The organism is Marinovum sp. PR37 (assembly GCF_028807375.1).
Taxonomy (GTDB): domain Bacteria; phylum Pseudomonadota; class Alphaproteobacteria; order Rhodobacterales; family Rhodobacteraceae; genus Marinovum; species Marinovum algicola.
Genome location: NZ_JARAML010000008.1, coordinates 106,613 through 130,870, shown reverse-complemented (window position 1 = coordinate 130,870; position 24,258 = coordinate 106,613). Strand labels below are relative to the sequence as shown.

Below are 24,258 nucleotides of genomic sequence, written 5' to 3'. Positions count from 1 at the left end.
TTCTTCTCTTTCAAAAATACGCATCACGACGCCGGCGGCGCCGCCGCGCCCGCCATTTCAAGTGCCGCGATCAGCGACGCCGGGTTGGCCAGGCCTTGGCCGGCGATGTCGAAGGCGGTGCCGTGATCGGGAGAGGTGCGCAGGAAAGGCAGGCCGAGCGTCACATTGACCCCCCGGTCGAAATCCAGCGTCTTGATCGGGATCAGCGCCTGGTCGTGATACATGCAGACCGCCACGTCATAGCGCGCGCGGGCTGCCGGGTGGAACATCGTGTCGGCCGACAGCGGTCCGGTGATGTCGAACCCTTCGGCCCGCAGCCGGTCGAGCACCGGGGCGAGGGTGGTGATCTCCTCGCGCCCCATCCGCCCGCCTTCTCCGGCATGGGGGTTGAGGCCGGCCACCGCGATCCGCGGGGCGCTCAGGCCGAAGCGCCGGCGCAGCCCGTCATGGGTGATGCGCAGGGTCTCTTCCAGCAGGGCGGGCGTCAGCGCCCCGGTCACCTCGGCCAGTGCCATGTGGATCGTCACCGGCACCACCCGCAGCGCCGGGGCGGCCAGCATCATCACCACCCGCCGCACGCCGGCCAGTGCGGCCAGGTATTCGGTGTGGCCGGGATAGGCGAACCCCGCCCCCTCGGCCAGCGCCTGCTTGTGGATCGGCGCGGTGCAGAGCGCCCGGGCGCGGCCGGCCATCACCAGCGCAACACCTTCGGCGATCGCATCGATCACCGGCTGCGCATGGGCGGCTTGGGGCTGGCCCGGCGTCACCGGCGGGCCGAAATCACGGTGCAGCACCGGCAGGCCGCGCGCCATCGCCGCCGGCGCCTCGCCCGGGTCGGCGATGCGCACATGCGGCGCGCCCTGGCCAAGATGGCCGGCGTCCCCGATCAGAAAGAACGGCACCCGGTCGCGCAACGCCTCCCAGGCGCGCAGCGCAAGTTCCGGGCCGACGCCCGCCGGCTCGCCGCAGCTCAGCGCAACGGGCAGGGCCGGGCTCATTCCAGTTCCACGATCCGCGCATCGGCGCGCAGCTGTTCCAGAAAGCTCTCGGACAGGGTGCCGACGCGGCGGTTGCGCAGGCCGGTGGTCACGGCCTCGCGGTCGGGCGCCTCTTCGACCGCCGGGCTGCGGCCGCAGAGCATCAGAAGCACCAGGGTCTCGCCCCCCGCGCGGGTCAGCGCGGTCGAGGTTTCGCCGGGGTCGAGCTTGGCCAGTTCGATGGCAATGTCGTCGGGGATCTGATCGGGCGGCAGGGTGCTGCGGTCGAGCACCTCTTCGGGCTGGCCCTTGGCCACGCCATAAAGATCGTCGCAGGTGTCGATCCGGGCCGTGATCCCGGCGGCCTGGGCCAGGGTCTGCTCGCTGCGCCCGCCGGCCATGTAATAGGCGGCGTATTCCACAGCCGAATAGCTCGGCGGGGCATATTCGGTCTCTTCCAGCGCGCGCAGCTGGAACAGCGCGACGGCATTGGGAATGGCCAGCGGAGCGGTCACTTCACCGGGCGAGAGCTCCAGCACCAGCGGCCGCAGCACCGGCGGCAGATCCTCGATCTGCTGCCAGGGCAGCTTGCCGCCCGAACGGGCGGTGGCGGTGGCGGAATACTGCCGTGCGGCGGCGGCGAACTCGGCCTCCGAGGTGGTCCGCGCGATCCGCTGCGCCCGGGCCATCACCGCCTCGGCCTCGGCGGGCGGGGCCGGCATGATGATCTCGGCCAGCAGCACCCGCACCGAAGAGCCGCCCCCGGCGGCGTTCAGGGCGCGGTCGATCTCGGCCTCGCTGACCTGCGCCGATCCGGCAAACCGCGCCCGCACCACCTCGCGCCAGGCCACCCCGGCCCGGACGAAATCGCGAAAGGTCTCGGCCGAGACGCCCAGCCCCGACAGCTCGGCGATCAGCTGATCGGCGGTCAGATTGGCGCGGCCGGCGAATTCCTCCATTCCGGCGGCGATCTGCTCGGGCGAAACGGTGATGCCCAGCGCCTCGGCCTCGCGCAGCTTGAGGCGGTCCTCGATCAGCTGTTCACGGGCGAGATCACGCGGGTTGCCGGGCGCGCGCAGCACTTCGAGAAAGGCCATGCGCTGATTGATCTCGTAATTGGTGATCACCATTTCATCGACCTTGATGGCCGGCGAGAACAGCCCCTGGGCCGGAACGGGCAGGGGCGTCAGCGGCGCGATCAGAAGCGCCGCGGCCGCGGTCCGGAAAAATCGTGAAATCATTGTTTGCATGTCCTGCTGTAGCTTCCGGCGTCGCCGCCGGTGCTGAACCCTTTTAGCGTTACAGTTAGACCATAAGTGGTGAAAGGGTCCAGATTGGATGAATCGGCAAAGGTCCGGTCGGCGGTGAACGCCGCCTCGATGCATTCGTTGCGATAGGCGAGGCCGAGGCCGGCCTCGACAGCGCGGTTGTCGGCGATGTCGTATTGCGCATCGCCGGAGACGGTCCAGTGGCGGTTGAACCGGTAAGAGCCGTCAAAGGTCCATTCCGCCACCTTTTCGTCCCGATCCTCGTCGGTGTCGGCGGGCAGCAGGATGAACGAGGCGCCAAGATCGATCCGGTCGTTCGACCAGGCGCCGCGGGCGGCGGATTTGCTGACTTCGCCCTGCTCGTCCCAAAGCGTCCGCGACTGGATGTATAGCCCGTCGGTGTTGCGGAAATGGGTGGCGAAGAGCCAGTCCGAGGCGGCATTGTCGAGCCCCGAGGTGGCGGTGAAGTCATCGTTCTGCGTGCTGCGATAGACCCGGCCCACCGCCAGCCCCGCTTCCCATCCGCTGGCCGCCTTGTGCAGGAAGCGCAGCCCCAGCACCGAAGCCAGGCCGCGCTCGCGCCGGTCTTCGGCGGGAAAGCGCGACAGCGACAGCAGATTGCCTTCGTCAAGCTCCTGCCGGGTGCTTTCGTCGTTGGCCACATCGGCATCGCGGCCGCCGACCCAGCCGATCTGGGCCACCGGTTCGAGCAATTGGCGCGCGCCGCCGCCAGCGCTGCGCAGAAACGGATAGCGAAAGGTCAGGGCGGCCGAGGGGGTGACCGAGTTGTCGACATCGGTGACGGTGGTGTCGTCCCCGGTGGAGAACTGATCCAGCGCCAGGCCGGCCTGCGCCGCCATCTGGAGACCGGTGCCGAAGGTCCACTGGTTGAGCCATGTCGCCTCGGCTCCGGCGCGGCTCACGTCGCGGCCGCGCACGTCGGATTCGGAATAGCGGATGTGGCTATGGCCCAGCAGCCCGAGCCGCAGTTCGCCACCGAGGCCGTTGGTCATCTGGTAGCGGCGCTCGTAGCGCAGATCCGGGATGATGGTCGGCTGGGTCGAGTTCAGCTCGTTGTCGCGGAGCGTGTTGTAATGCACCAGCTCGGCCAGCAGGTTGGTGTTGCGGGTGGTGCGGCTGAGAGAAACCTCGCTGTCGAGCCGGTCCTTGCCGGAATAATCATATTCCGAAAGATAGGATTCGTCGGACGTCACCTCGAAGTTGAAACTCAGATCATACCGGTTGCCGAGATCGAAGACCCCTTCGCCAAAGAGATAGGCGCGTGTCTCGTCAGGCAGGACGGTGTCGCGGGTCAGCGCACCGTTCAGTTCGATGTCGCCGTTGACGAAGGCCTGCCGGTAGCGCAGCTCGAGTGTGCGCGTCTCCTGCGATAGATAGGGCGTCACCGTCAGGTCGGCGTGATCGCCGAGCGGAATGAAATAGGGCAGCTTGATGCCGCTGCCCAGCTCGGTCGTGGTGCGGATCGAGGGAAACAGGAAGCCGCGCGCGCGCTCGAGCGTCGGATCGGGCAGCCGCAGCCGCGGGATGTACATCACCGGCACGTCGAGCACCCGAAAGGTGGCGCCATCGAAATAGAGCTGCTGCGCCTCTTCATCGTGGATCGCCCGCCGCGCCCGGATCGACCAGAGCGGCACGCCTTTCGGCCCGCAGATCTGGCAGGAGGTGACGGTGACCTTGGAAAGCTGGGTATACCGTCCCTCGACCCGCGCCAGCTGCACCGCGGCAAGCTGAAGCTGTTGATCGAGCACCATGCGCGCGCCGCCGAGCAGCCCGTTTTCCAGATCGGAATCCAGCTCGGCGGCATCGGCGAGGATGACGACGCTTTCGCCGTCGTCGATGCGGATCGGGCCTTCGATGATCAGGCTGTCGGTCTCGCTGACATAGGTGATCCGCCGCGCCCAGATGCGGGTGCCGTCGTAAAGCGCCTCGACATTGCCTTCGGCGATCAGCCGTTCGTCGGGCGTCACCACCACCGTATCGGCCACCAGGAGCGCCGGGTCGGGCTCTGCCTCCTGCGCGTGCAGGGCCAGGGGCGTCAGCGCAAGACACAGCGCGAAAGTCAGGCGGCGCAGCATCAGCCGTCCTCCATGTGAAGTATGAGGCCGAGGCCGATCAGCACCGCCGCCACCGGTGGCGCCCAGGCGGCGAGAATGGCGGGAACCTGGCCATTTTCGCCAAGGATCTGCGCGAAGTTGCGCAGGTAGTAGAGCCCGAAGCCCAGCAGCAGCGCCGTCAGCACCGCCAGGCCGGTGCCGCCAAAGCGGGCGTGGCGCATGGTAAAGGCGGCGCCAAGCAGCACCATCGAGACCAGGAAGACCGGTCGTGCCAGCTCCATCTGGAGCCAGACCGCGTGACGCCGGGCCGAGAATCCGGCGTTTTCGAGCTGGGCGATGAACTCGGGCAAATCCCAGATCGACACCGCCGAGGGCTTGCCGAAACTGTCGCGGATGCGCTCTTGCGTCAGGGTCGAGGGCAGGCGCAGCTCGTCATGCACGGCGGCGTTGGTCTCGGGGTTGAGCCCGGCCACCAACGGCCAGACCTTGGCGTTCTTCAGCACCCATTGCGCGGTGGCCAATGCCGCCTCGTCCGCCGCGATGCGCCGCACCGGGCCGCCGTCGGCTGCATAGGCGATGAAGGTCACGTCATGCAGCACCGTCGCCGTCGGATTGGAGCGCGCGGCATGGATCACCGTCTGGCCCATGACGTCGCCCTGCCGGAGCCAGAGCCCCTCGCGCCCGATCGACAGCGTCGAGGTGCCGCCGCTGTCATAGAGTTCGCGCAGGTCGTGATAGCGTTGCGAGGTGGCGGCGACGATCGGGTTGAAGACGGCCACCGCGAGGCCGCCGATCAGCACCGCGACAATCACCGGCCCGGTCAGCGCCGAGAGGCCCGAGCGGCCGGCGGCGCGGCTGACCACCAGTTCCGACGACCGCGCCAGCGCCAGGCAGAGCGCAATCGCCGAGAGGATCATCACCAGCGGCAGCATCTGATAGAGACCTTCGGGGGTGTTGAGCAGGGTGACCTGCAACACCTGCGCAAAGCCCACATCCTCGTCGAACCGGCGCAGTTGCTCGACCAGATCAAGCAGCATGACGAAGAGAAAAAAGATCGCCAGCATGCCGCAGAAGATGGTGGCGAAGCGGCGCGCGAAATAGGTGTGAAGCGTCATGCCGCGCCCTCCGCCGCCGGCGCGTTCGGCCGCTTGCGCCGAAACGCCGCCGGATGATCGGCGCGCCAATAGAGCGCCAGGGCGATCACCAGCCCGATCGCCACATGCACATAAGCCAGGGGCCAGAGCGTCATGTCACCGCGGACCGGCTCGGTCATCGCGCCTTCGACCAGTTGCACCACCACCAGCAGGAACACCGCCAGAACGATCTGCCGGGTGACGCCGAAGCGGCTGAACCCGCCGGCCAGAAGCGCCGAATGACCGATCAGCGCCGCCACGATGGTGACCAGCGCCTGGGAAATCCGCTGATGACCCTCGAGCAGCACCTCGCCCGGCGGATCGTTGACCTCTTCGGCTACCGCCAGCGTGTCGAACAGCGTCTCCCAGGTCGGCACATAGCGCAGCTTGCGCGGGCCCTGGCCGTTCTGGGCGATCAGGCCGCTGATATCGCGCGAGAACTGGGCGAAATTGGTGGTCGAGAGCTGGCCGGTGTCGGGTGTGAGCACCTGGGCCATGCCGTCGCGCATGATCAGCTTGGGGCCGTCGTCGTCGCGCAGCAGATAGGCTTTTTCGGCGGTATAGGTGATGTGGCGGTTGGCGTTGCGCACATCCGACAGGAAGACATCGGCAAGCTCGCCCTCGGGCGAGATCTCGCGGATGTAGAAGGTCACCCCTTCGGCCGGGTGCAGAAAGGTGCCTTCGCGCAGCAGCCGGGCGCTGATCGATCCGGCGATCTCGCGCTCGCGTTCTTTCAGCCTCTCGAGGCTGGCGGGGATCAGCAGATGGGTCAGCACCGACATCATCAGCGCCAGCAGCAGCCCGTAGATCAGCACCGGCCGTGCCAGCCGCCAGGGCGAATAGCCGGTCGCTTGCATCACCGTCAGCTCGCTGTCTGCCGACAGCCGGTTGGTGACATAGATCGCCGCCGCGAAGGTCGCCATCGGCAGAACCATGCCGATCACCTGCGGCAGCGACAGGGCGGTAAATTCGAGAAAGACAAAGGCCGAGTGCCCGTCGGCGATCAGCTGGTCGAACAGGATCACCGCCCGGTTGACCCAGTAGACCGCGACCAGAACCAGCGCGAAAAAGCCGAAAAGCATGAAGAGCTGCGACAGCATGTATCTGTCGAATCTGGCCAACAGGTCCCCCAACCTCTTTTCATTTTCCGTGACCCTAAAAGATTTCTCCCCTAGGGAAAACTGGATATTGGCAGCGCGCACACATAAAGGGGTGGTTCAGCGGGGGTCCGCGCACTAGGACTAGTGGCACTCACCGTAATGTTAATGTTCTCCGGAGACCTGACCATGACCAGCCCCGCCAAGATCACCTTTGCCGAGACCGACCTGGACCTTGTGGCCACCGCGCCCGGGCGGGTGGCCGTGATCCTGGACGAGGAGGGCCGGCTCGATCCCGGCGCGCGGCGGGTCAACCGGCTGATGCGGCAGGCGCTGAACCGCTTTGCCGAAAGCCGCGCCTTTGCCGACATGAAGCCCGGCGATCTCAAGTCGCTGGCGTCGCCCACCGGGATGGAGGCCGAAGCGGTCGATGTGATCAAGCTGCCGCGGCGCCCCGACGTGGCCACCGCGCGCAAGGCCGGGGCGGCGCTGGCCCGGGCGCGCGGCGAGGCCGATCTTCTGCTTCTTGCCGGGGGCCGGGCCAAGATGGCCGATCTGGCCATGGGCCTGGCGTTGCGCGGCTATGACTTCGCCGATCACAAGACCGGCAAGGACGCCCCGCGCGAAGCCAGCCTGACCGTCATGTGTTCGAAACCGGCCGAGCTGGAGGGGGAGTTCACCCCGATGGCGGCGGTGGCCGAGGGGGTCTTCTTTACCCGCGATCTGGTGAGCGAGCCGGCCAATGTGCTGACCACCACCGAGTTCGCCACGAGGCTCGAGGCGTTGCGCGGTCTGGGGGTCGAGGTCGAGGTGCTCGACGAGGACCGGCTGGCCGAACTGGGCATGGGCGCGCTCCTGGCCGTGGGGCAGGGCTCCGACAGCCCCTCCAAGGTGGTGGTGATGAAATGGATGGGCGGCGCGCAGGACGCGGCGCCTTTGGCCCTGGTCGGCAAGGGCGTGGTCTTTGACACCGGCGGCATCTCGTTGAAACCGGCGGCCGGCATGGAAGACATGACGATGGACATGGGCGGCGCCGGCGTCGTCTCCGGCGTGATGAAGGCCCTGGCGCTGCGCAAGGCGCCGGCCAATGTGGTGGGTCTGGTGGGGCTCGTCGAGAACATGCCTTCGGGCAATGCCACCCGGCCGGGCGATATCGTCAAGAGCATGAAGGGCGACACCGTTGAGGTGATCAACACCGACGCCGAGGGCCGTTTGGTGCTCTGCGACGTGATGTGGTACGCGCAGGAGACCTTCCAGCCGGCCGGGATGATCGATCTGGCGACCCTGACCGGGGCGGTGATCATCGCGCTGGGCCATGACAATGCCGGGGTGTTCTCGAACAACGACAGCCTGTGCAACGACTTCCTGAAATCGGCCGAGGCGGAATGCGAGGGCGCCTGGCGCCTGCCGCTGGGCCAGAGCTACGACGACCAGCTCAAGAGCCAGAAGGCCGACATGAAGAACGTCGGCGGCCGGCCGGCCGGGTCGATCACCGCGGCGCAGTTCCTCAAGCGCTTCGTCAAGGAAGAGACGCCCTGGATCCATCTCGACATCGCCGGTGTGGCCCAGGTCGCCAAGGACACCGACCTGGCGCCCAAGGGCGCGACGGGCTGGGGCGTCATGGCGCTGGACCGGCTGGTGCGCGACCGGTTCGAGAAAGGCTGAGCCTTGGGCGCCGCGTTCTTCTATCACCTGACGCAGCGGCCGCTCGAGGCGACCTTGCCGATGCTGCTGGAAAAGGCCCGCGGTGCCGGCTGGCGCGTCGCGGTGCGCGGCACCGACGAGGGACGGCTCGACTGGCTGGACGAGCGGCTCTGGCAGGGGGCCGACGACAGCTTTCTGCCGCATGGCCGCGCCGGCGGGCCGCATGATGCGCTGCAACCGGTGCTGCTGACCTCGGGGGCGGCGGGCAACGATCCGCAATGCCTGATGACGGTGGATGGCGCCGAGGTCTCGCCCGAGGAGGTGGGGGCGCTGGAACGGGTCTGCGTGCTGTTCGATGGCGGCGATCCGCAGGCGGTGGACCGGGCCCGTGACCAGTGGAAGGTGCTGACGGGAGCGGGCTGCGCGGCGCAATACTGGTCGGAGGCCTCGGGCCGCTGGGAGAAGAAGGCGGAAAGCGGCTGACCGAGCCTGTCGCGGGCGGCGACGCAAACCCGCGCGCCCCGGACTTCGATCCGGGGCCCTGCCGTGGTGACCGCGAGGCCCCGGGGCGGGCCCGGGACGGGGAGAGGCCCGCACCAAGCGGGCAGGCCTCTGGCGCGACGGGCGGCCGCCGGTCCGGCGCCTCGCTCAGATGTGCTGGTCCACCAGCACCGGGTTGCCGTCGGGATCGATCACCATGAAACTTGCCGGCCCGGTGCCCTCGGGATCCGCCTGCTGCGCAAAGCTCAGCCCCGCCGCCTGCAACTCGGCCTGCAAGGACCGCACGTCGGCAAAGCCCGCCACCGGCTGCGCCGCCTGATCCCAGCCGGGGTTGAAGGTCAGGATATTGCGCTCGAACATCCCCTGGAACAGGCCGATCACGGCGTCCTCGTTCCGCATGATCAGGTAGCCGTGCTCGGCCTCCCCGCCGGCCGCCGAAAACCCCAACTTTTCGTAAAACACCTGCGACGCCGCCAGATCGCGGACCGCGAGGCTCACCGAAAATGCACCCAGTTTCATGACCCGTCCTTCCCCTGTCGCCGGGGCCCTCGATGACGGCAGAAATCATTTGAGCGCCACGCCCCTCGGGTTACCCTGCGGCATGCGTGTTCTTTTGTCGATTCTCTTGCTGGTCCTGCCGGGGTTTGCCTGGGCCGAAACCCGGGCCGCGCTGGTGCTTGCGGCGGAACGATACGAGGCGCTGCGGCCGCTGCAAAACCCCGTCAACGATGCCCGCACCATCGAGGACCGGCTGATCGCCCTCGGCTTCGAGGTCTATACCGAGACCAACCGCGACCTGGGCCGGATGCGCCGCGCGATCGAGGATTTCGCGTATGACGCGGCGGGCGCGGATGTGGCGCTGGTGTTCTTTGCCGGCCACGGCATGGAGGTGGCGGGGCAGAACCTGCTCCTGCCGGTCGATGCCCCCGCCGACAACCTCGATGCGCTGCGCGCCGGCGGCGTGCCGCTCGACGAGGTGGCGGCGGTGCTGCAAGGGGTGGCGCCGGTTGGGCTTCTGATCGTCGATGCCTGCCGCACTGATCCCTTCGGCGGCACCGGGCGCGGTGCGATGAGCCTGGCGCGGCGCCCCGAGGTCAGCCCCGGGATGGCGCGGCTCGGGCGGGCCGACAACCTGCTCTATGCCTTTTCCGCCGCGCCGGGGCAGGCGGCGGCGGATGGCACCGGCAACAACTCGCCCTTTACCGAGGCGCTGAGCCGGCACCTGGAGACGCCGGGGCTGGAAATTCGCCAGGTGCTGACGCTGGTGCAGCAGGACGTCTATGACCGCACCCGGGGCAAGCAGCTGCCCTATGTCGAAAGCGGCCTGCCGGCTATGGTCTTTGCCGGCGGCACCACCGATCTGCCCGAACGCGAGTCGCTGCTGCTGGCCATGGCCGGGCTGCAACCGGCCCACCGCGGCCTGATCGAGCGCATCGCGGCGGAAAACGACATGCCGCTGGCGCCATTGTATGGCGCCTTTCTCTCGGCCGATCTGGCGCGGCGTCCTTCGAACGACCAGACCGCCGAACTGACCGCCGCCGCCCTGGCCTTTACCGAGTTGCGCCGGGATATGGCGACCCTGGCGTCGGACGATCCGGCGGTTACCGCGCTGCGGCAGGAGGCCGAGCGCCAGCTCGAACTCGGCGCCTTCGAGACCGCCCGCGCGCGTCTCACCGAGGCGGCCGAGATCGACAGCCGGTCGCGTGATGCGCTGCGGGAAAACTACCTCGTCAGGACGCTGTCCGAGGCCGAAACCCACAGTCTCAACGCCCGCGCCGCCGAGGCCGATCTGCGCCGTGATCTGGCGATTGCCGATTACCGCCGCGCCGCCGCGCTGTTTGCCGAGGCGCAGGCGCTGAGCGGCGAGACGCCGGACCAGCTTCGGCTGGTCACCGATCAACTGGGCCGCCTGCTGATGACCACCGGCGATCTGGTCGGCGCCGGCCAGGCGTTTCGGCAGAGCCTGGCGGCGGCCGAGGCCCGCCGCGCCGCCGCGCCCGAGGACATTTCCCGGCAACGTGCGGTCTGGGTGGCGCAGAACGGTCTGGGCGACGTGGCGCGGTTTTCCGGCGACATGACCGGGGCCGGCGCGCTGTACGAGGCGGCGTTGACAGTGATTGCCGCTGTCGCCGCCGCCGCGCCGGATAGGCTGTCGTATCAGAGCGATCTCGCGATCTCGCAGGAGCGGCTGGGGCAGATCCGCCTCGATCTCGGCGCGCTGGCCGAAGCGCGCGAGGCCTTCGCCGCCGCGCTGCGGATTTCCGAGGCGCTGGTGACGCAAGACCAGGCCAATACCGCCTGGCAGCGCGGTCTCGGCCTGTCGCATCGGCGGCTGGCGGATGTGTCCGAAGCGCTGGGCGAAACGGCATCGGCGGCGGCGGGTTACCACCGCGCGCTTGCGCTCTTCGAAGGGTTGCGCGCCGCCCAGCCGGACGAGCCGCTCTGGCAGCGCGACATCTCGATCCTGCGCACCCGGCTTGGCGACCTCGCGCTGGCGCAGGGCGATCTGGCCGGGGCGCAGACCCAGTATGCGGCCGCGCTCGAGCTTTCGCGCCTTCTGGCGCGGCAGGATACCGGCAATACCGAGCTGAAACGCGATCTGGCAATCGCTTTCGAGAAATACGGCAACGTGTTGCAACGACTGGGCGATCTGGCCGGGGCGCAGGCCGCTTATTCGGCCGCGCTTGCCGGGCGCGAGAGCCTGGCGGCGCGCGACCCCGGCAATGCGCAATGGCAGCGCGACCTCGCGATCAGCCACAACCTCGCCGGCGATATCGCGCTGGCCTTGGGCGACGCGGCGGCGGCGCGTGGCGCCTATGACCGCGCGCTGGCGCGGCTCCTGCCGCTGACGGCCGCCAATGCCGGGCTGGGCCGCGATATTTCCATCACCTACAACAAGATCGGGCAGGCGGCGCTGGCGCAGGGCGATCCGCAGGCCGCCGGGGATGCCTTTCGCGCCGGGCTGGCGCCGATGCGCGCCCTGGTGGCGCAGAACCCGGCGCATACGGTCTGGCAGAGCGATCTGGCGGTCAGCCACGATTTCCTGGGCCTGGCGCTCTGGAATTCCGGCGATCTCTCCGGTGCGCGCCGGGCCTTCGAAGAGAGCCTGCGGCTGACGACGGCGCTTCTGGCTCAGGATCCGGACAATCGTGCCTGGCAGCGCAGCTTGGCCATCAGCCATGACCGGCTGGGCGGGCTGGCGCAGGCCGGCGGCGATCTGGCCGCCGCCGCAGCCTCGTTCGGCGCGGCCCGCGACCTGCGCGCGGCCCTGCTGGCGGCGAACCCCGACAATCTGCTCTGGCGGCAGGATCTGGCCTACAGCCACGGCAATCTCGGTTCGGTCGCGCTGGGGCAGGGCGATGCGGCGGCAGCCCGGCAGGCCTTTGCCGAAGCGTTGACCATTCAGCGCGATCTGGTACAGCGCGACCCGGCCAATGCCAGATGGCGCCACGACATCGCGCTGACCCTGTCCAACCTGGCCCGGAGCGACGCGACCCCGCGCGCGCATCTGACCGAGGCGCTGGCCATTGTCACCGCGCTGCGCGCCGAAAATCAGCTTCTGCCGCTGGCCGAAGGCTGGGCCGACGACCTCGAAACCGCGCTGTCGGGCCTCAACGTTCCAGAATGAGCCGCCCGCCCGAGATCTCGAGCCGGTCAAAGCGTTGCAGGTATGACATGCCGAGCAGGCTCTCGGCCATTTCACCTTCGTTGATAAAGGCGGTCACCCGCCGGTCGGTCATCTCTTCAAACCCGATTTCGTCCAGCACCACCCGCGCCGTGCGTACCGCGCCATTGGCGGTCATCGCGGTGCCGGAATAGTTCAGCCGTGCCGGATCGATCCCCGCCGCCCGGGCATCCGCCTCCAGCAGGACAATCGACGTGGCGCCGGTGTCGACGACAAAGCGGGTCGGATGGCCGTTGACATCGAGCGTCAGGTAGTAATGCCCGTCGGGGCTGCGCGGCACCTCGATCCGGCCCTGATCGGAAAACACCGCCTGCCGCGGCACCACCGTCTGACGGATATCGCCCCAGAGCCCGACAGCGGCGATCGCGCCCAGAAAGATCAGCCCCCAGAGCGCGGCATGCTGCATCACCTTGCCCATCGAATTCCGGTTTGCCACCACAAACCAGAACACCACCGCAGCCAGCAGCATCACGAGATAGATCAATTGTCCGGTGTCCATGGCCGACATGCGCGCTCTCCTTTGTCCCTGACATAGGGTGGGCGGGCCGGCTTTACGAGGCCAGCCCGGTGGCCAGCCCGTAATCGCGCAGCCCGTCGAGCACGAATTGCACCGCCAGCGCCGCCAGCAGCATGCCCAAGAGCCGCGTCACCACCACGATGCCGGTGCGCCCCAGTCCGCGCTCGAGCAGCCCCGACGCCAGAAACAGCAGGAAGGCGATGGCCACCACCGCTATCATCACGCCGGTCACCCAGAGATAGCCCTCGATCCCCGGCCGCGCACCGGTCAGCAGGATCATCGAGGCGATCGAGCCGGGCCCGGCGAGCAGCGGGATCGCCAGCGGAAAGACCGACGGATCATGATCGTCGTCCTCGTCCTCGGCCTCCTCGGCGCGGTCCTCGCGGCGCTTGGTGCGGCGCTCGAACAGCATGTCGAGCGCGGTGAGAAACAACAGCAGCCCGCCGGCAATGCGGAAGGCGGGCATCGAGATGCCGATGAAGCCCAGCACCGATTCCCCCAAAGCGCCGAACAGCGCCAGGATCGCCACCGCCACCACGCAGGCCCGCACCGCGATGGCGCGTCTGGCGCGGGGCGACATGCCCGAGGTCATGGCCACAAAGAGCGGCGACAGCCCGACGGGATCGATCACCACGAAAAGCGTGACAAAGGCGGAGATGAGAAAGGCGCTGTCCATGCCCCTAGGCAGCACGGCGCGCGCGGTTTGGCAAGGGGCGAAGACGACAGGCACGGCGGGTGCCGCGACACAATCGCCACGAGAGGGCAGCTTGAGGGCGGGGCCCCGGGTCAGGCCCGGGGCGCGCCGTGGGAGGCTCAGCCGCCAACTTTCTCCAGCTTCTCCAGCGCCGCCATCCACAGCGCCTCGGCGCGCTTCAGCCCTTCCTCGACCTCGGCGAACTTGCGGTTCCACTCGGCCAGCTCGGCGGTCTTGGCCGCGTCGTAGATCGCCGGATCGGCCAGCTTGCGCGACAGCTTGCCATGCATGTCGGTGATCTTCTCCACCCGGTCCTCGCATTTGCGCACCTCGGCGCGCAGCGCCATCAGCTTCTCGCGGGTGGCGCGGCGCGGCGCCTCGTCCTTCTTCGCCGGCTTGGGCTTGTCGGATTTCGCCGCCTTGTCCGAGGAGAGCAGCAGCTTGCGATAGGCCTCGAGATCGTCGTCGAAGGGTTTCACCCCGCCATCCGATACCAGCCAGAGCCGGTCGGCCACCATCGACAGCAGATGCATGTCGTGGCTGACCAGGATCACCGCGCCGCCATAGGCGGTCAGCGCCTCGACCAGCGCCTCGCGGCTCTCGATATCGAGGTGGTTGGTCGGTTCGTCGAGGATCAGGAGATGCGGCGCGTCGAGCGTCGCCAAGAGCAGCGAGAGCCGCGCCTTCTGCCCGCCCGACAGCCGGCCGACCTCGGTCTCGGCCTGATCGGCGCCCAGGCCGAACCCGGCAAGCTGCGCCCGGAGCTTCGATTGCTGGGTCTCGGGCCGCTCGCGTTGCAGGTGTTGCAACGGCGTCTCGTCGATATGCAGCTCGTCGACCTGGTGCTGGGCGAAATAGCCGATCCGCAGCTTGGCCGAGCGGGTCATCTTGCCCGCCATCAGCGGCAGCCGGTCCGACAGGAGCTTCGACAGGGTCGATTTGCCCTGGCCGTTCTTGCCCAGGAGCGCGATGCGGTCGTCATGGTCGATCCGCAGGTTCAGCCCACGCAGCACCGGCTTGTCGTCATAGCCGGTCTCGCCACCCTCGATCGAGATGATCGGCGGCGACAGCTCCTCGGGCTGCGGAAAGGTGAAGACCCGGCGCGCCACCTCTTCCGGCGCCGCCACCAGATCGATCTTCTCGATCATCTTCAGCCGCGCCTGCGCCTGCTTGGCCTTCGAGGCCTTGGCGCGGAACCGGTCGACAAAGCTTTGCAGATGCGCCACCCGGGCCTGCTGCTTCTTGGCCATCGAGGCCTGCACCGCACGCTGTTCGGCGCGCTGGCGGGCAAACTGGTCATAGGGGCCCTGGTAGAAGGTCAGCTGGCGATCCTCGAGATGCAGGATCGCGCCCACGGCACGGTTCAATAGCCCGCGGTCGTGGCTGATGATGATCACCGTATGCGGATATTTCGCCAGATAGCTCTCCAGCCAGAGCGCGCCCTCGAGGTCGAGATAGTTGGTCGGCTCGTCGAGCAAGAGCAGGTCGGGCTGGGCAAAGAGCACGCCGGCCAGTGCCACCCGCATCCGCCAACCGCCGGAAAAGGCTGAACAGGGCATCAGTTGCTCGGCATCGTCGAACCCCAGGCCCTTGAGGATCGACGAGGCCCGCGCCTCGGCGCTCCAGGCGTCGATATCGGCCAGCCGGGTCTGGACCTCGGCGATGCGGGTGGCGTCCTCGGCCTCCTCCGCCTCGGCCATCAGCGCCGCCCGCTCGGTGTCGGCGGCCAGCACGGTGTCGAGCAGGGACACCTCGTTGGCCGGCACCTCCTGGGCCACGCCGCCGATGCGGGCGCGCTGGGGCAGGGTGATCGCCCCGCCTTCCAGCGCCAGCTCGCCGCGGATCAGCCGGAACAGCGTGGTCTTGCCGGTGCCGTTGCGGCCGATCAGCCCGACCTTGTGGCCGGCGGGGATCCGCGCGCTGGCGCCGTCAAGCAGCAGGCGCCCTTCCACCGAATAGGAGATGTCATCAATCGTCAGCATGGCCGCGCTCTAGCAGAGCCGGGCCCCACACACCAGCCACCTCCGGCCCTTCTTCTGGCCGAAAATATTCCTGGGGGTGAGGCCGCAGGCCGAGGGGGCAAAGCCCCCTTCCCATGCCGCAACCCCCGTGCTATCGCACGCCCGATTTCAGACCGGCCGGGGCGCATATCCCCGGTCTCAAACAGGAGACCGCCCGATGGCAACCCAACGCACGCTCAGCATCATCAAACCCGATGCCACCCGCCGCAACCTCACCGGCAAGATCAATGCCAAATTCGAGGACGCCGGTCTGCGCATCGTCGCGCAGAAGCGCATTCAGCTGACCAAGGCCCAGGCCGGCAAGTTCTACGAAGTGCACGCCGAGCGTCCCTTCTACGACGAACTCTGCGAGTTCATGGCCTCCGAGCCGGTGGTGGTGCAGGTGCTCGAGGGCGACAACGCCATCCAGAAGAACCGCGAAGTGATGGGCGCCACCAACCCCGCCGATGCGGCGCCGGGCACCGTGCGTGCCGAGTTTGCCGAATCCGTGGGCGAGAACTCGGTGCACGGCTCCGACGCGCCGGAAACCGCCGCGGTCGAGATCGCCTATTTCTTCTCGGGCCTCGAACTGGTCGGCTGAGCCGTCCGCGCCGACCCGATGAATGCTGCCGCCCCGGTCCCGGGGCGGCGTTTTCCGTTTCAAGACGTTCAGACAATCACAGGGCGACGCCGGACATGGCTGACAGGCATTGGAAAACCCTCCGCAAGGACATCGTCTTCGAGGCCGCGCCGTATCTCAAGGTCGCGCGCGAGACGGTCGAACTGCCCGATGGCCGTCAGGTCGACGATTTCTATCAGGTCCACCTGCGTCCCTTCGTTTCGGTCGTGCCGGTCACACCCGAGGGCCGCATCCTGATCCTCGAGCAATACAAGCATGGCCCGCGCTGCGTCTCGATCACCTTTCCCGGCGGTTTCGTCGACGCGGGCGAAGACCCGGAAACGGCCGGCCGCCGTGAGCTGATGGAGGAAACCGGCTATCGGGCCGGGGCCTTCATCCCGATGGGCACTTATGTCGACAACGGCAACCAGCGTGGCTGTTCGGGCAGTTATTTCCTCGCCCTCGACTGCGAAAAGGTGGCCGAACCCGACCCCGGCGATCTCGAAGAGATGGAAGTGAGCTTCGCCACCCCGGAAGAGCTCGACGCCGCGCTCGGTACGCCGCGCTTTGCCATCACCCACATGGCCGCCGCCTGGGCCTTTGCCCGGATGAAACTCCCCGCCTGACCCGCCCCGGACCCCCGCGCCGGGGTCTCTTCGGCCAAGGCCCCTCGAACCGCGGGCCCGCAGGACTTCACCGTCGCGCCGCCTCGACCACGCCGATCTCGTCCAGGATGCGCTCGATGCCGCTGTCAGGGGCCCCGGCGGGCTTTTGTGCCGCCTTGAGCGCGTCGAAACGTTGGCGCAGCGCCTGTTTCTCCGCGCCCTGGCAATCGTTCCACGGCCGCCCCTGAAGCCCCATCACCAGCACGTAATAGCCGATGAAATGCGGGCGCATGCCGCTGGCGATCAGTTTGCCGTAGGCCACATCCGCCCCCAGCGCGCGCAGCGCGTCGGCGCTGGTGATGCCGGCGCGGGCGCAGGCCGCCTCCATCGCCGGGCCGAGATTGCGGATCGAACTGACCGGATCGCTCATTCCGCCGCCTCCCGGCAAAGGTCTTCGGCAAAGCGCAGCAGCACGTCGAGCGCCCGGGCCAGCGCCGCATCCTCGACCGTCAGGGCCACCCGCACATGGCCGGCCGCGGCGCGGCCAAAGCTTTCGCCGGGCATGACGGCAATGCGGTGCCGGTCGAGCAGCGCCTCGGCAAACCCCAGCCCGGAGAGCCCGGTGCGGCGGATGTCGAGCATCAGGTACATCGCGCCCTGCGCCGGGGCGCTCTGCACCACCGGGCACCCGGCGACAATTCCCGCCGCCAGATCGCGGCGGCGGCGGAAGGGCGCGGCGATTTCCTCTTCCAGCCAGGCGCCTTCGTCGAGCGCGAAAAGCGCCGCATCCTGGATATATCCCGGCACGCCATAGGTGGTGTGGGTCGCCAGGTCGATCAGCGCCGAGATCGCCGGCTCCGGGCCGATCACCCAGCCGATGCGGCTGCCGGTCATGGCGTGGCTCTTGGACATCGAGCCCACCACCAGCGTGTGATCGCGCGCACCGGGCAGAGCGCGCGGGCTCAGGTGCCGGCCCTCCCAGACCATGGTGTCATAGACCTCGTCCGAGATCAGCCACAGACCGCGTGTGCGCGTCAGATCGACCAGCCCTTGCAGCCGGTCGCGGTCATAGAGGATGCCGGTGGGATTGTTGGGGGTGTTGATCAGCAGCGAGGTCGCGCCCGCCGCCGCCGCCGCGATCCGCGCCGGATCTGGCTGGAACCCATCCTCGGCACGCGCCGCGACCGGCACCGGCAGGGCGCCGGCGGCGCGGATGGTGCCGGGGTAAGTGGCGTAATAGGGATCGATGAACAGCCCCCGGTCGCCCGGCGCGCAGGCCAGCATATGCGCCGCGAACAGCCCGGATTGTCCGCCCGGGGTGATCAGCACGTTGCCGCGCCCGGTGGGCACGCCGCTGCGCTCGGTGACATGCGCCGCCACCTTGTCGCGCAGCGCATCGGTGCCGGGCACGGCGGCATAGCCGGTATGGCCGCCCCGCGCCGCGCGGTGCATTTCCTCGAGGATGCGGGGATGGGTGGGGATGTCATGTTCGCCGATCGTCAGCTCGGTGACCGCCACGCCTTCGGCCACCAGGGCGCGCGCCTTGTAGAACACGCCCCAGCCGTCGCCATCGCTCACCAATGTGGCCAACCTGTCGGATATCCGCATATCGCGCCCCTTTCGACTTTTCGCCATGCAGACAGCGCCGTGCCGGGATGTCAATCACTCCGCCGGGTCGAGCCCGGCCTGCACCTTCTTCGGCAGCTTCGCGCGCACGATCCGGTAGGAGGCCACCAGCCGTTCGCGCAGCTCCTCGTCGGTGATGTCCTTGGGACCGAGCCGTTCGAAGGGCACCTGCACCCAGGAGCGGTGGAAGTACGGTGCCTTGACCGCCCGGCCGATCTCGATCAGCGCGCTGGCGCTCTCGACATCGGCGGTCTTGACCGAGACGCCGCCGCCCAGAGCGCCGACACAGGCGAACATCTTGCCGGCGACCTTCCAGGCGTCGTGGCCGCCGCCCTAGGGGTCGGAGACCTCGGCGCCGGGCATGGCGGCGCAGATCGTATTCACCATCTCGCGTGACATGACACCCATGGTGCGGCGGCCGGGCGAGTCGCGCAAGAGGCCGGCCGGGGGCAAGTCCGCGCTTGGCGCGGCGCACGTCCTGTGCTAGGTCGGGCCGCATGAGCATCCAGGCAATCATCATTTGCTGCATTATCCGCTGACACTTGTCGGCGGGCCTGCTCTTTCTTTCCTTTGTGAACCGATCTTGCTAAGCCCGCCGCGAGCGCCTGCGCGCCCGTGAGGAGAGGTTATGACCGAGATCAGACTGCACAATACCAAGGCCCGCCGAAAAGAGGTCTTTGCCCCGATCGATCCGGAAAATGTGCGGATTTATCTCTGCGGGCCAACGGTTTATGATCGCGCCCACCTGGGGAACGCGCGCAATGTGATCATGTTCGACGTGCTCTTCCGGCTGCTGCGCCATGTCTATGGGCCGGACCATGTGACCTATGTGCGCAACTTCACCGACGTCGACGACAAGATCAACGCCCGCGCCGCCGAAAGCGGCCGCAGTATCGAGGAGATCACCGCCGAGACCACGCAATGGTATCTCGACGACATGGCGGCGCTGGGCACGCTGGAGCCCAGCAAGATGCCGCGGGCGACGCAATATATCGGCGAGATGATCGAGATGATCGAAGGGCTGATCGCCAAGGGCCATGCCTATGCCGCCGAGGGCCATGTGCTGTTCTCGGTCGAGAGCTACAAGGATTACGGCGCGCTCTCCGGCCGGTCGGTGGATGACATGATTGCCGGCGCCCGCGTCGAGGTGGCGCCGTACAAGCGCAACCCGATGGATTTCGTGTTGTGGAAACCCTCGTCCGGGGATCTGCCCGGCTGGGAGAGCCCCTGGGGCCGCGGCCGCCCCGGCTGGCATATCGAATGTTCGGCGATGTCGCATGCCCTGCTCGGGGCGTCGTTCGACATTCACGGCGGCGGCAACGACCTGATGTTTCCGCATCATGAAAACGAGATCGCCCAGAGCTGCTGCGCCCATCCGGAAGGCGATTTTGCCCGGGTCTGGCTGCACAACGAGATGTTGCAGGTCGAGGGGCGGAAGATGTCCAAGTCGCTGGGCAATTTCTTTACCGTGCGGGATCTCTTGAACGAGGGGGTGCCGGGCGAGGTGATCCGCTTTGTCTTTCTCTCGACCCATTACGGCAAGCCGATGGACTGGACCGTGAAGAAGCGGGATGAGGCGGAGGCCACGCTGCGCAAGTGGCGCGGGCTCTGCGAGGGCGTCGAGCCGGGCGCGCTGCCCGAGGCGGTGGTTGCCGCCCTGGCCGATGATCTGAACACCGCCGGCGCGATTGCCGAGCTGCACCGGCTGGCGGCCGAGGGGGAGGCCCCGGCGCTGAAGGCCGGGGCGGGCTTGCTCGGATTGTTGGGCGAGGCGCTGGGCGGCTGGGACCGCGTCGAGGTGGATCTTTCGGCGCTGGTCGCCCGCTTCAACGAGACCCGCGCGCAGGCGATGGAGAGCAAGGATTTCTCTGGTGTCGATGCGCTGAAACAGGGGCTGATCGCCGCCGGCGTCGAGGTGCGGATGAGCAAATCCGGCGTCGAGCTGGTGCCGGGACCGGGCTTTGACGCCGCCAAGCTGGAGGCCTTGTGATGCGGGATGCGCGTTTCCGGGGGGCTGTCTGCCCCCCCTCCGCCGGTGCGAACTCCCCCCGACGGGTATTTTTGAACAGAAGAAGCATGGGGCGCTGTCATGGCTGAACGGCTTTACCTTTACGACACCACCCTGCGCGACGGGCAACAGACCCAGGGGGTGCAGTTCTCGACCGCCGAGAAGCTGCGGATCGCCGAGGCGCTGGATGCGCTCGGCGTGGATTACATCGAGGGCGGCTGGCCCGGCGCCAACCCGACCGACAGCGCGTTTTTCGAAGCCGCGCCGCAGACGCGAGCGCGAATGACCGCCTTCGGCATGACCAAGCGCGCCGGCATCAGCGCCGAGAACGACGATGTTCTGGCGGCGGTGATGAATGCCGGCACCGGCAGCATTTGCCTGGTGGGCAAGAGCCACACCTATCACGTCGAGGCGGCGCTGGGCATCAGCAAGGCCGAGAACACCGAGAACATCGCCCGCTCGGTGGCGCATATCGTGGCCCAGGGGCGCGAGGCGCTGTTCGATGCCGAGCATTTCTTCGACGGCTACAAATCCGATCCCGATTATGCGCTCGAGGCCTGCCGCGCGGCGCTTGCGGCCGGGGCGCGCTGGGTGGTGCTTTGCGACACCAATGGCGGCACCCTGCCGGAAGAGATCGGAGGGATCGTGGCGGAGGTGATCGCGGCAGGGATCCCGGGCGACAGGCTGGGCATCCACACCCACAACGACACCGAAACGGCGGTGGCCGGATCGCTGGCAGCGGTCATGGCCGGGGCGCGGCAGGTGCAGGGCACGCTCAACGGGCTGGGCGAGCGCTGTGGCAATGCCAATCTGACGACGCTGATCCCGACCCTGTTGCTCAAGGCGCCTTATGCCGATCTGTTCGAGATCGGCGTCGAGCGCGCGGCGCTTTCGGGTCTGGTGCGGGTCAGCCGGATGCTGGACGAGATTCTCAACCGGGTGCCGATGCGGCAGGCGGCTTATGTGGGCGCCTCGGCCTTTGCCCACAAGGCGGGCCTGCATGCCAGCGCCATCCTCAAGGATCCGGCGACCTATGAGCATATCGATCCGGAGGTGGTGGGCAATACGCGCATCATCCCGATGTCGAACCAGGCCGGGCAGTCGAACCTGCGCACGCGGCTGGCCGATGCCGGGCTGGCGGTGGAAAAGGGCGATCCGGCGCTGGGCCGCATCCTGGACCGGGTCAAATCACGCGAGACCGACGGCTATTCCTACGATGGCGCCCAGGCCTCCTTCGAGCTGCTGGCGCGCGAGGAGCTGGGCCAGGCGCGGCGGTTCTTCGAGCTCGACCGCTACCGGGTGACGGTGGAGCGGCGGCGCAATGCGCTGGGCAGCATCGTCAGCGCCTCGGAGGCGGTGGTGGCGGTGACCATCGACGGCGAGCAGATCCTCTCGGTCAGCGAAAGCCACGACGAGGAGGGCAACGATCGCGGGCCGGTCAATGCGCTGAGCCAGGCGCTGAAGCGGGATCTGGGCAAGTACCAAGCCTCGATCGACGACATGCATCTGGTGGATTTCAAGGTGCGGATCACCCAGGGCGGCACCGAGGCGGTGACACGGGTGATCATCGACTGCGAGGATGGCAAGGGGCGGCGCTGGTCGACGGTCGGGGTCTCGCCCAACATCGTCGATGCCTCGATGGAGGCGCTGCTCGACGCGATCCGCTGGAAACTGATCCGCGACGCCGGCTGATGGCGGATTGGCATGCCTGCGCCGCCCTTGTCGAAAAGGGCGATCCCGACCGCTTCATGGCGGTGATGTCCTGTGACGTCGCGGCGCGGGCCCGGCTGTTTCCGCTGTTTGCCTTCAACCTCGAGGTGGCGCGGGCGCCCTGGATGACCCAGGAGCCGATGATTGCCGAGATGCGGCTGCAATGGTGGCGCGACGCCCTGGCCGAGATTGCCGCCGGCGGGCTGGTGCGGCGCCACGAGGTGGTGACGCCGCTGGCGCTGGTGCTGACGCCGGAGCAGGGCGCGTTGCTCGACGGGCTGATCGACGCGCGGCGGCAGGATATCGGGCGCGAGGGCTTTGCCAGCGAGTCGGAGTTCGAGGCCTATATCGAGGCCACCTCGGGCAACCTGCTGTATGCCGCCGCGCTATGGTATGGTGCGCCGGATGAGGCGGCGGTGCGTGACGTCGCCTATGGCGCCGGGGTGGCGCATTACCTGGTTGCCGTTCCCGAGCTCGAGGCGCGGGGGCATCGGCCGCTGGTAGACGGGCGGCCAGAGGCGGTGCGGGCGCTGGCAGCGGCGGCGCTGGAACGGCTGCGGCGGGGGCGGGCGGCGGTGTCGCCGGCCCAGAGCGTAGCGCTGCGCAGCACCTGGCAGGCCGAGGCTCTGCTGAAACAGGTGACGGCCGATCCCGGGCGGGTGGCGCGGGGCAGCCTCGGCCTGTCGGACGCAGGCAAGCGGGCGCGGCTGATCTGGCGGGCCCTGCGCAGCGGGGTCTGAGCCTCGGGCCGCCTCAGGCCGCCTCAGGCCGCTTCGGGCCGGGGCCGCAGCATCAGCCAGAGCAGCGCGCCGCCGGCCAGCACCAGGAAGGGCACCATCGCCATGTTGACGGCCGTCCACCCGGCCTGCGGCGTGCCGCCGGAACAATTCATCAGCCCGCCCGAGGCCAGCGAGGCCACCGAGACGCCGCCAAAGACGATCAGGTCATTGAGGCCCTGCATCTTGCCGCGTTCCTCCGGCGCATGGGCGGCGGCGAGCATGGTGGTGGCGCCGATAAAGCCGAAGTTCCAGCCGAGGCCGAGCAGCACCAGCGCGACAAAGAAATTCTCGAGCGCGACGCCGGCCAGCCCGACACCGCCGGCGACGGCGAGGATCACCAGCCCCAGGCCCATGATCCGTTCGACCCCGAAGCGCGCGATCAGATGGCCGGTAAAGAACGAGGGCACGAACATTGCCAGCACATGGGCGGTGACCACGTCGGCGGCGTTGTTCTTGTCAAAGCCGCAGCCGACAACCGCCAGCGGCGTCGAGGTCATCACCAGGTTCATCAGCGCATAAGACACCATGGCGCAGATCACCGCCACCGCGATGCGCGGCGTGGCGATCAGTTCGCGGCGGGACCGGCCCTTGGGGGCATCGGCTGCGGGCACCGGCGGCCGGGGGATGTTGAGGAAGAGAAACAGCAGCGCGCCCAGCAGGTTGACGGCGATCACCGTGGCATAGGTGCCGAGGAAGGGGATCACATAGGCATCGGCGGTGAGCTTGACCAGCTGCGGGCCGATCACCGCCGAGGCCAGGCCGCCGGCCATGACATAGGAGATCGCCTTGGGGCGGAAATCGTCCGAGGCGGTGTCGGCGGCGGCGAAGCGGTAGAAGCCCTGCGCCGACATGTAGATCCCGGTCAGGAAAGAGCCGAGGAGGAAGAGCGGGAAGCTCTGAAGATAAAGCGCGTAGGCACCGATCAACCCGCCGAGCGCGCCGCCAAGCGCCCCGACGAAAAACCCCGCCCGCCGGCCATAGCGCTGCATGAAGGCGGAAATCGGCGTCGCGGTGACCATCGAGCCGATCACGATCAGCGAAATCGGCAGCGTTGCAAAACAGACGTTGGAAGCCAGCGACTGCCCGGCCAGGCCGCCGATGGTAAAGATCATCGGCATCTGCGCCCCGAGGATCGCCTGGGCGAGCACAAGAACGACCACATTGCGCCGGGCACGGCTGTCGGCGGGGGTGGGAGCGGCAAGATCTGTCATGAGGCAATCGGTAAGCCGCCGCGCCGGGCGCGGCAAGCGCCGATTTCCCGGCCTTGGGTGACCCGCGTCACACATGGAAAGGAGACGCGGGATCGTCTGTGGCGGCGGC

Annotated in this window: 20 protein-coding genes and 1 pseudogene; 8 read left to right on the top strand and 13 right to left on the bottom strand. The window is 68.2% G+C overall.

What is annotated here, in order from left to right; all coding sequences use genetic code 11:
- Positions 1–23 precede the first annotated feature (23 nt).
- The 5 genes from pdxA to lptF are packed head-to-tail and all read right to left on the bottom strand — an operon-like array spanning position 24 to position 6,574.
- Positions 24–998 carry a 4-hydroxythreonine-4-phosphate dehydrogenase PdxA gene (pdxA, locus tag PVW49_RS09440; RefSeq protein ID WP_074835014.1) on the bottom strand — a complete coding sequence of 325 codons (975 nt, stop codon included), beginning with the start codon at positions 996–998 and terminating at the stop codon, positions 24–26.
- Positions 995–2,218, bottom strand: coding sequence for a peptidylprolyl isomerase (locus PVW49_RS09435; protein ID WP_274590440.1), 1,224 nt, complete (start codon positions 2,216–2,218; stop codon positions 995–997). Before PVW49_RS09435 ends, pdxA begins: the two co-directional genes overlap by 4 nt.
- Entirely contained in the window at positions 2,215–4,341 is a 2,127-nt protein-coding gene (locus tag PVW49_RS09430) for an LPS-assembly protein LptD (RefSeq protein WP_274590439.1), read from the bottom strand. Before PVW49_RS09430 ends, PVW49_RS09435 begins: the two co-directional genes overlap by 4 nt.
- The gene (lptG, locus tag PVW49_RS09425; RefSeq protein ID WP_048531143.1) at positions 4,341–5,435 is read right to left on the bottom strand and encodes an LPS export ABC transporter permease LptG; all 1,095 of its coding nucleotides are present in this window, start codon (positions 5,433–5,435) and stop codon (positions 4,341–4,343) included. The genes PVW49_RS09430 and lptG overlap by 1 nt, the downstream gene beginning before the upstream one ends.
- Complete coding sequence (lptF, locus tag PVW49_RS09420) at positions 5,432–6,574, bottom strand: LPS export ABC transporter permease LptF (RefSeq protein ID WP_274590438.1); 1,143 nt, start codon at positions 6,572–6,574, stop codon at positions 5,432–5,434. Before lptF ends, lptG begins: the two co-directional genes overlap by 4 nt.
- A gap of 165 nt (positions 6,575–6,739) precedes the next feature.
- On the opposite strand from lptF, the gene PVW49_RS09415 reads away from it, so the two are divergent.
- Both PVW49_RS09415 and PVW49_RS09410 read left to right on the top strand, forming a co-directional pair.
- Complete coding sequence (locus tag PVW49_RS09415; RefSeq protein ID WP_048531145.1) at positions 6,740–8,215, top strand: leucyl aminopeptidase; 1,476 nt, start codon at positions 6,740–6,742, stop codon at positions 8,213–8,215.
- A gap of 3 nt (positions 8,216–8,218) precedes the next feature.
- Positions 8,219–8,677 carry a DNA polymerase III subunit chi gene (locus tag PVW49_RS09410; RefSeq protein ID WP_048531146.1) on the top strand — a complete coding sequence of 153 codons (459 nt, stop codon included), beginning with the start codon at positions 8,219–8,221 and terminating at the stop codon, positions 8,675–8,677.
- Between the two features lie 165 nt (positions 8,678–8,842).
- On the opposite strand, the gene PVW49_RS09405 is transcribed toward PVW49_RS09410, so the two are convergent.
- Positions 8,843–9,214 carry a VOC family protein gene (locus tag PVW49_RS09405; RefSeq protein WP_274563057.1) on the bottom strand — a complete coding sequence of 124 codons (372 nt, stop codon included), beginning with the start codon at positions 9,212–9,214 and terminating at the stop codon, positions 8,843–8,845.
- A gap of 82 nt (positions 9,215–9,296) precedes the next feature.
- On the opposite strand from PVW49_RS09405, the gene PVW49_RS09400 reads away from it, so the two are divergent.
- A complete protein-coding gene (locus PVW49_RS09400) occupies positions 9,297–12,323 on the top strand; it encodes a caspase family protein (RefSeq protein WP_274590437.1) in 3,027 nt (1,008 codons plus the stop codon).
- On the opposite strand, the gene PVW49_RS09395 is transcribed toward PVW49_RS09400, so the two are convergent.
- The 3 genes from PVW49_RS09395 to PVW49_RS09385 form a co-directional block, all read right to left on the bottom strand.
- Positions 12,307–12,888, bottom strand: a complete 582-nt coding sequence (locus PVW49_RS09395) for a retropepsin-like aspartic protease family protein (protein ID WP_274590436.1) — start codon at positions 12,886–12,888, stop codon at positions 12,307–12,309. The genes PVW49_RS09400 and PVW49_RS09395 overlap by 17 nt on opposite strands.
- Before the next feature lie 43 nt (positions 12,889–12,931).
- Positions 12,932–13,573 (bottom strand): MarC family protein, encoded by a 642-nt coding sequence (locus PVW49_RS09390; protein WP_074835002.1) that lies wholly within the window; start codon positions 13,571–13,573, stop codon positions 12,932–12,934.
- A gap of 137 nt (positions 13,574–13,710) precedes the next feature.
- Positions 13,711–15,573: an ABC-F family ATP-binding cassette domain-containing protein gene (locus PVW49_RS09385; protein WP_274590435.1), complete on the bottom strand. Its 1,863-nt coding sequence runs from the start codon at positions 15,571–15,573 to the stop codon at positions 13,711–13,713.
- 196 nt (positions 15,574–15,769) lie between these two features.
- On the opposite strand from PVW49_RS09385, the gene ndk reads away from it, so the two are divergent.
- Positions 15,770–16,192: a nucleoside-diphosphate kinase gene (gene ndk / locus PVW49_RS09380; RefSeq protein ID WP_274590434.1), complete on the top strand. Its 423-nt coding sequence runs from the start codon at positions 15,770–15,772 to the stop codon at positions 16,190–16,192.
- Between the two features lie 95 nt (positions 16,193–16,287).
- Positions 16,288–16,836, top strand: a complete 549-nt coding sequence (locus PVW49_RS09375) for an NUDIX hydrolase (protein ID WP_074834998.1) — start codon at positions 16,288–16,290, stop codon at positions 16,834–16,836.
- Between the two features lie 67 nt (positions 16,837–16,903).
- Here the strand turns inward: PVW49_RS09375 and PVW49_RS09370 are convergent, their stop codons facing one another.
- From PVW49_RS09370 to PVW49_RS09360, 3 genes and pseudogenes are all read right to left on the bottom strand, one after another.
- Positions 16,904–17,245 (bottom strand): TfoX/Sxy family DNA transformation protein, encoded by a 342-nt coding sequence (locus tag PVW49_RS09370; RefSeq protein WP_048531162.1) that lies wholly within the window; start codon positions 17,243–17,245, stop codon positions 16,904–16,906.
- A complete protein-coding gene (locus PVW49_RS09365) occupies positions 17,242–18,423 on the bottom strand; it encodes a pyridoxal phosphate-dependent aminotransferase (RefSeq protein ID WP_048531164.1) in 1,182 nt (393 codons plus the stop codon). The genes PVW49_RS09370 and PVW49_RS09365 overlap by 4 nt, the downstream gene beginning before the upstream one ends.
- Positions 18,424–18,477: 54 nt before the next feature.
- A pseudogene (locus tag PVW49_RS09360) lies at positions 18,478–18,747 on the bottom strand (MmcQ/YjbR family DNA-binding protein); the annotation flags it as partial.
- A gap of 322 nt (positions 18,748–19,069) precedes the next feature.
- Between PVW49_RS09360 and cysS the strand changes: the two are divergent.
- The 3 genes from cysS (at position 19,070) to PVW49_RS09345 (ending at position 22,899) form a co-directional block, all read left to right on the top strand.
- Positions 19,070–20,431, top strand: a complete 1,362-nt coding sequence (cysS, locus tag PVW49_RS09355; protein ID WP_274590433.1) for a cysteine--tRNA ligase — start codon at positions 19,070–19,072, stop codon at positions 20,429–20,431.
- A 99-nt stretch (positions 20,432–20,530) separates the two neighbouring features.
- Positions 20,531–22,141: a citramalate synthase gene (gene cimA, locus PVW49_RS09350; protein WP_274590432.1), complete on the top strand. Its 1,611-nt coding sequence runs from the start codon at positions 20,531–20,533 to the stop codon at positions 22,139–22,141.
- Positions 22,141–22,899, top strand: coding sequence for a squalene/phytoene synthase family protein (locus tag PVW49_RS09345; RefSeq protein ID WP_274590431.1), 759 nt, complete (start codon positions 22,141–22,143; stop codon positions 22,897–22,899). The genes cimA and PVW49_RS09345 overlap by 1 nt, the downstream gene beginning before the upstream one ends.
- A gap of 23 nt (positions 22,900–22,922) precedes the next feature.
- On the opposite strand, the gene PVW49_RS09340 is transcribed toward PVW49_RS09345, so the two are convergent.
- Positions 22,923–24,149 (bottom strand): MFS transporter, encoded by a 1,227-nt coding sequence (locus tag PVW49_RS09340; RefSeq protein ID WP_274590430.1) that lies wholly within the window; start codon positions 24,147–24,149, stop codon positions 22,923–22,925.
- Positions 24,150–24,258 lie beyond the last annotated feature (109 nt).

Coding starts and splice junctions, on each gene's coding strand:
- pdxA (WP_074835014.1), bottom strand. CDS start 998: ATGAGCCCGGCCCTGCCCGTTGCGCTGAGCTGCGGCGAGCCGGCGGGC.
- PVW49_RS09435 (WP_274590440.1), bottom strand. CDS start 2,218: ATGATTTCACGATTTTTCCGGACCGCGGCCGCGGCGCTTCTGATCGCG.
- PVW49_RS09430 (WP_274590439.1), bottom strand. CDS start 4,341: ATGCTGCGCCGCCTGACTTTCGCGCTGTGTCTTGCGCTGACGCCCCTG.
- lptG (WP_048531143.1), bottom strand. CDS start 5,435: ATGACGCTTCACACCTATTTCGCGCGCCGCTTCGCCACCATCTTCTGC.
- PVW49_RS09415 (WP_048531145.1), top strand. CDS start 6,740: ATGACCAGCCCCGCCAAGATCACCTTTGCCGAGACCGACCTGGACCTT.
- PVW49_RS09405 (WP_274563057.1), bottom strand. CDS start 9,214: ATGAAACTGGGTGCATTTTCGGTGAGCCTCGCGGTCCGCGATCTGGCG.
- PVW49_RS09400 (WP_274590437.1), top strand. CDS start 9,297: ATGCGTGTTCTTTTGTCGATTCTCTTGCTGGTCCTGCCGGGGTTTGCC.
- PVW49_RS09395 (WP_274590436.1), bottom strand. CDS start 12,888: ATGTCGGCCATGGACACCGGACAATTGATCTATCTCGTGATGCTGCTG.
- PVW49_RS09390 (WP_074835002.1), bottom strand. CDS start 13,573: ATGGACAGCGCCTTTCTCATCTCCGCCTTTGTCACGCTTTTCGTGGTG.
- PVW49_RS09385 (WP_274590435.1), bottom strand. CDS start 15,573: ATGCTGACGATTGATGACATCTCCTATTCGGTGGAAGGGCGCCTGCTG.
- ndk (WP_274590434.1), top strand. CDS start 15,770: ATGGCAACCCAACGCACGCTCAGCATCATCAAACCCGATGCCACCCGC.
- PVW49_RS09375 (WP_074834998.1), top strand. CDS start 16,288: ATGGCTGACAGGCATTGGAAAACCCTCCGCAAGGACATCGTCTTCGAG.
- PVW49_RS09370 (WP_048531162.1), bottom strand. CDS start 17,245: ATGAGCGATCCGGTCAGTTCGATCCGCAATCTCGGCCCGGCGATGGAG.
- PVW49_RS09365 (WP_048531164.1), bottom strand. CDS start 18,423: ATGCGGATATCCGACAGGTTGGCCACATTGGTGAGCGATGGCGACGGC.
- cysS (WP_274590433.1), top strand. CDS start 19,070: ATGACCGAGATCAGACTGCACAATACCAAGGCCCGCCGAAAAGAGGTC.
- cimA (WP_274590432.1), top strand. CDS start 20,531: ATGGCTGAACGGCTTTACCTTTACGACACCACCCTGCGCGACGGGCAA.
- PVW49_RS09345 (WP_274590431.1), top strand. CDS start 22,141: ATGGCGGATTGGCATGCCTGCGCCGCCCTTGTCGAAAAGGGCGATCCC.
- PVW49_RS09340 (WP_274590430.1), bottom strand. CDS start 24,149: ATGACAGATCTTGCCGCTCCCACCCCCGCCGACAGCCGTGCCCGGCGC.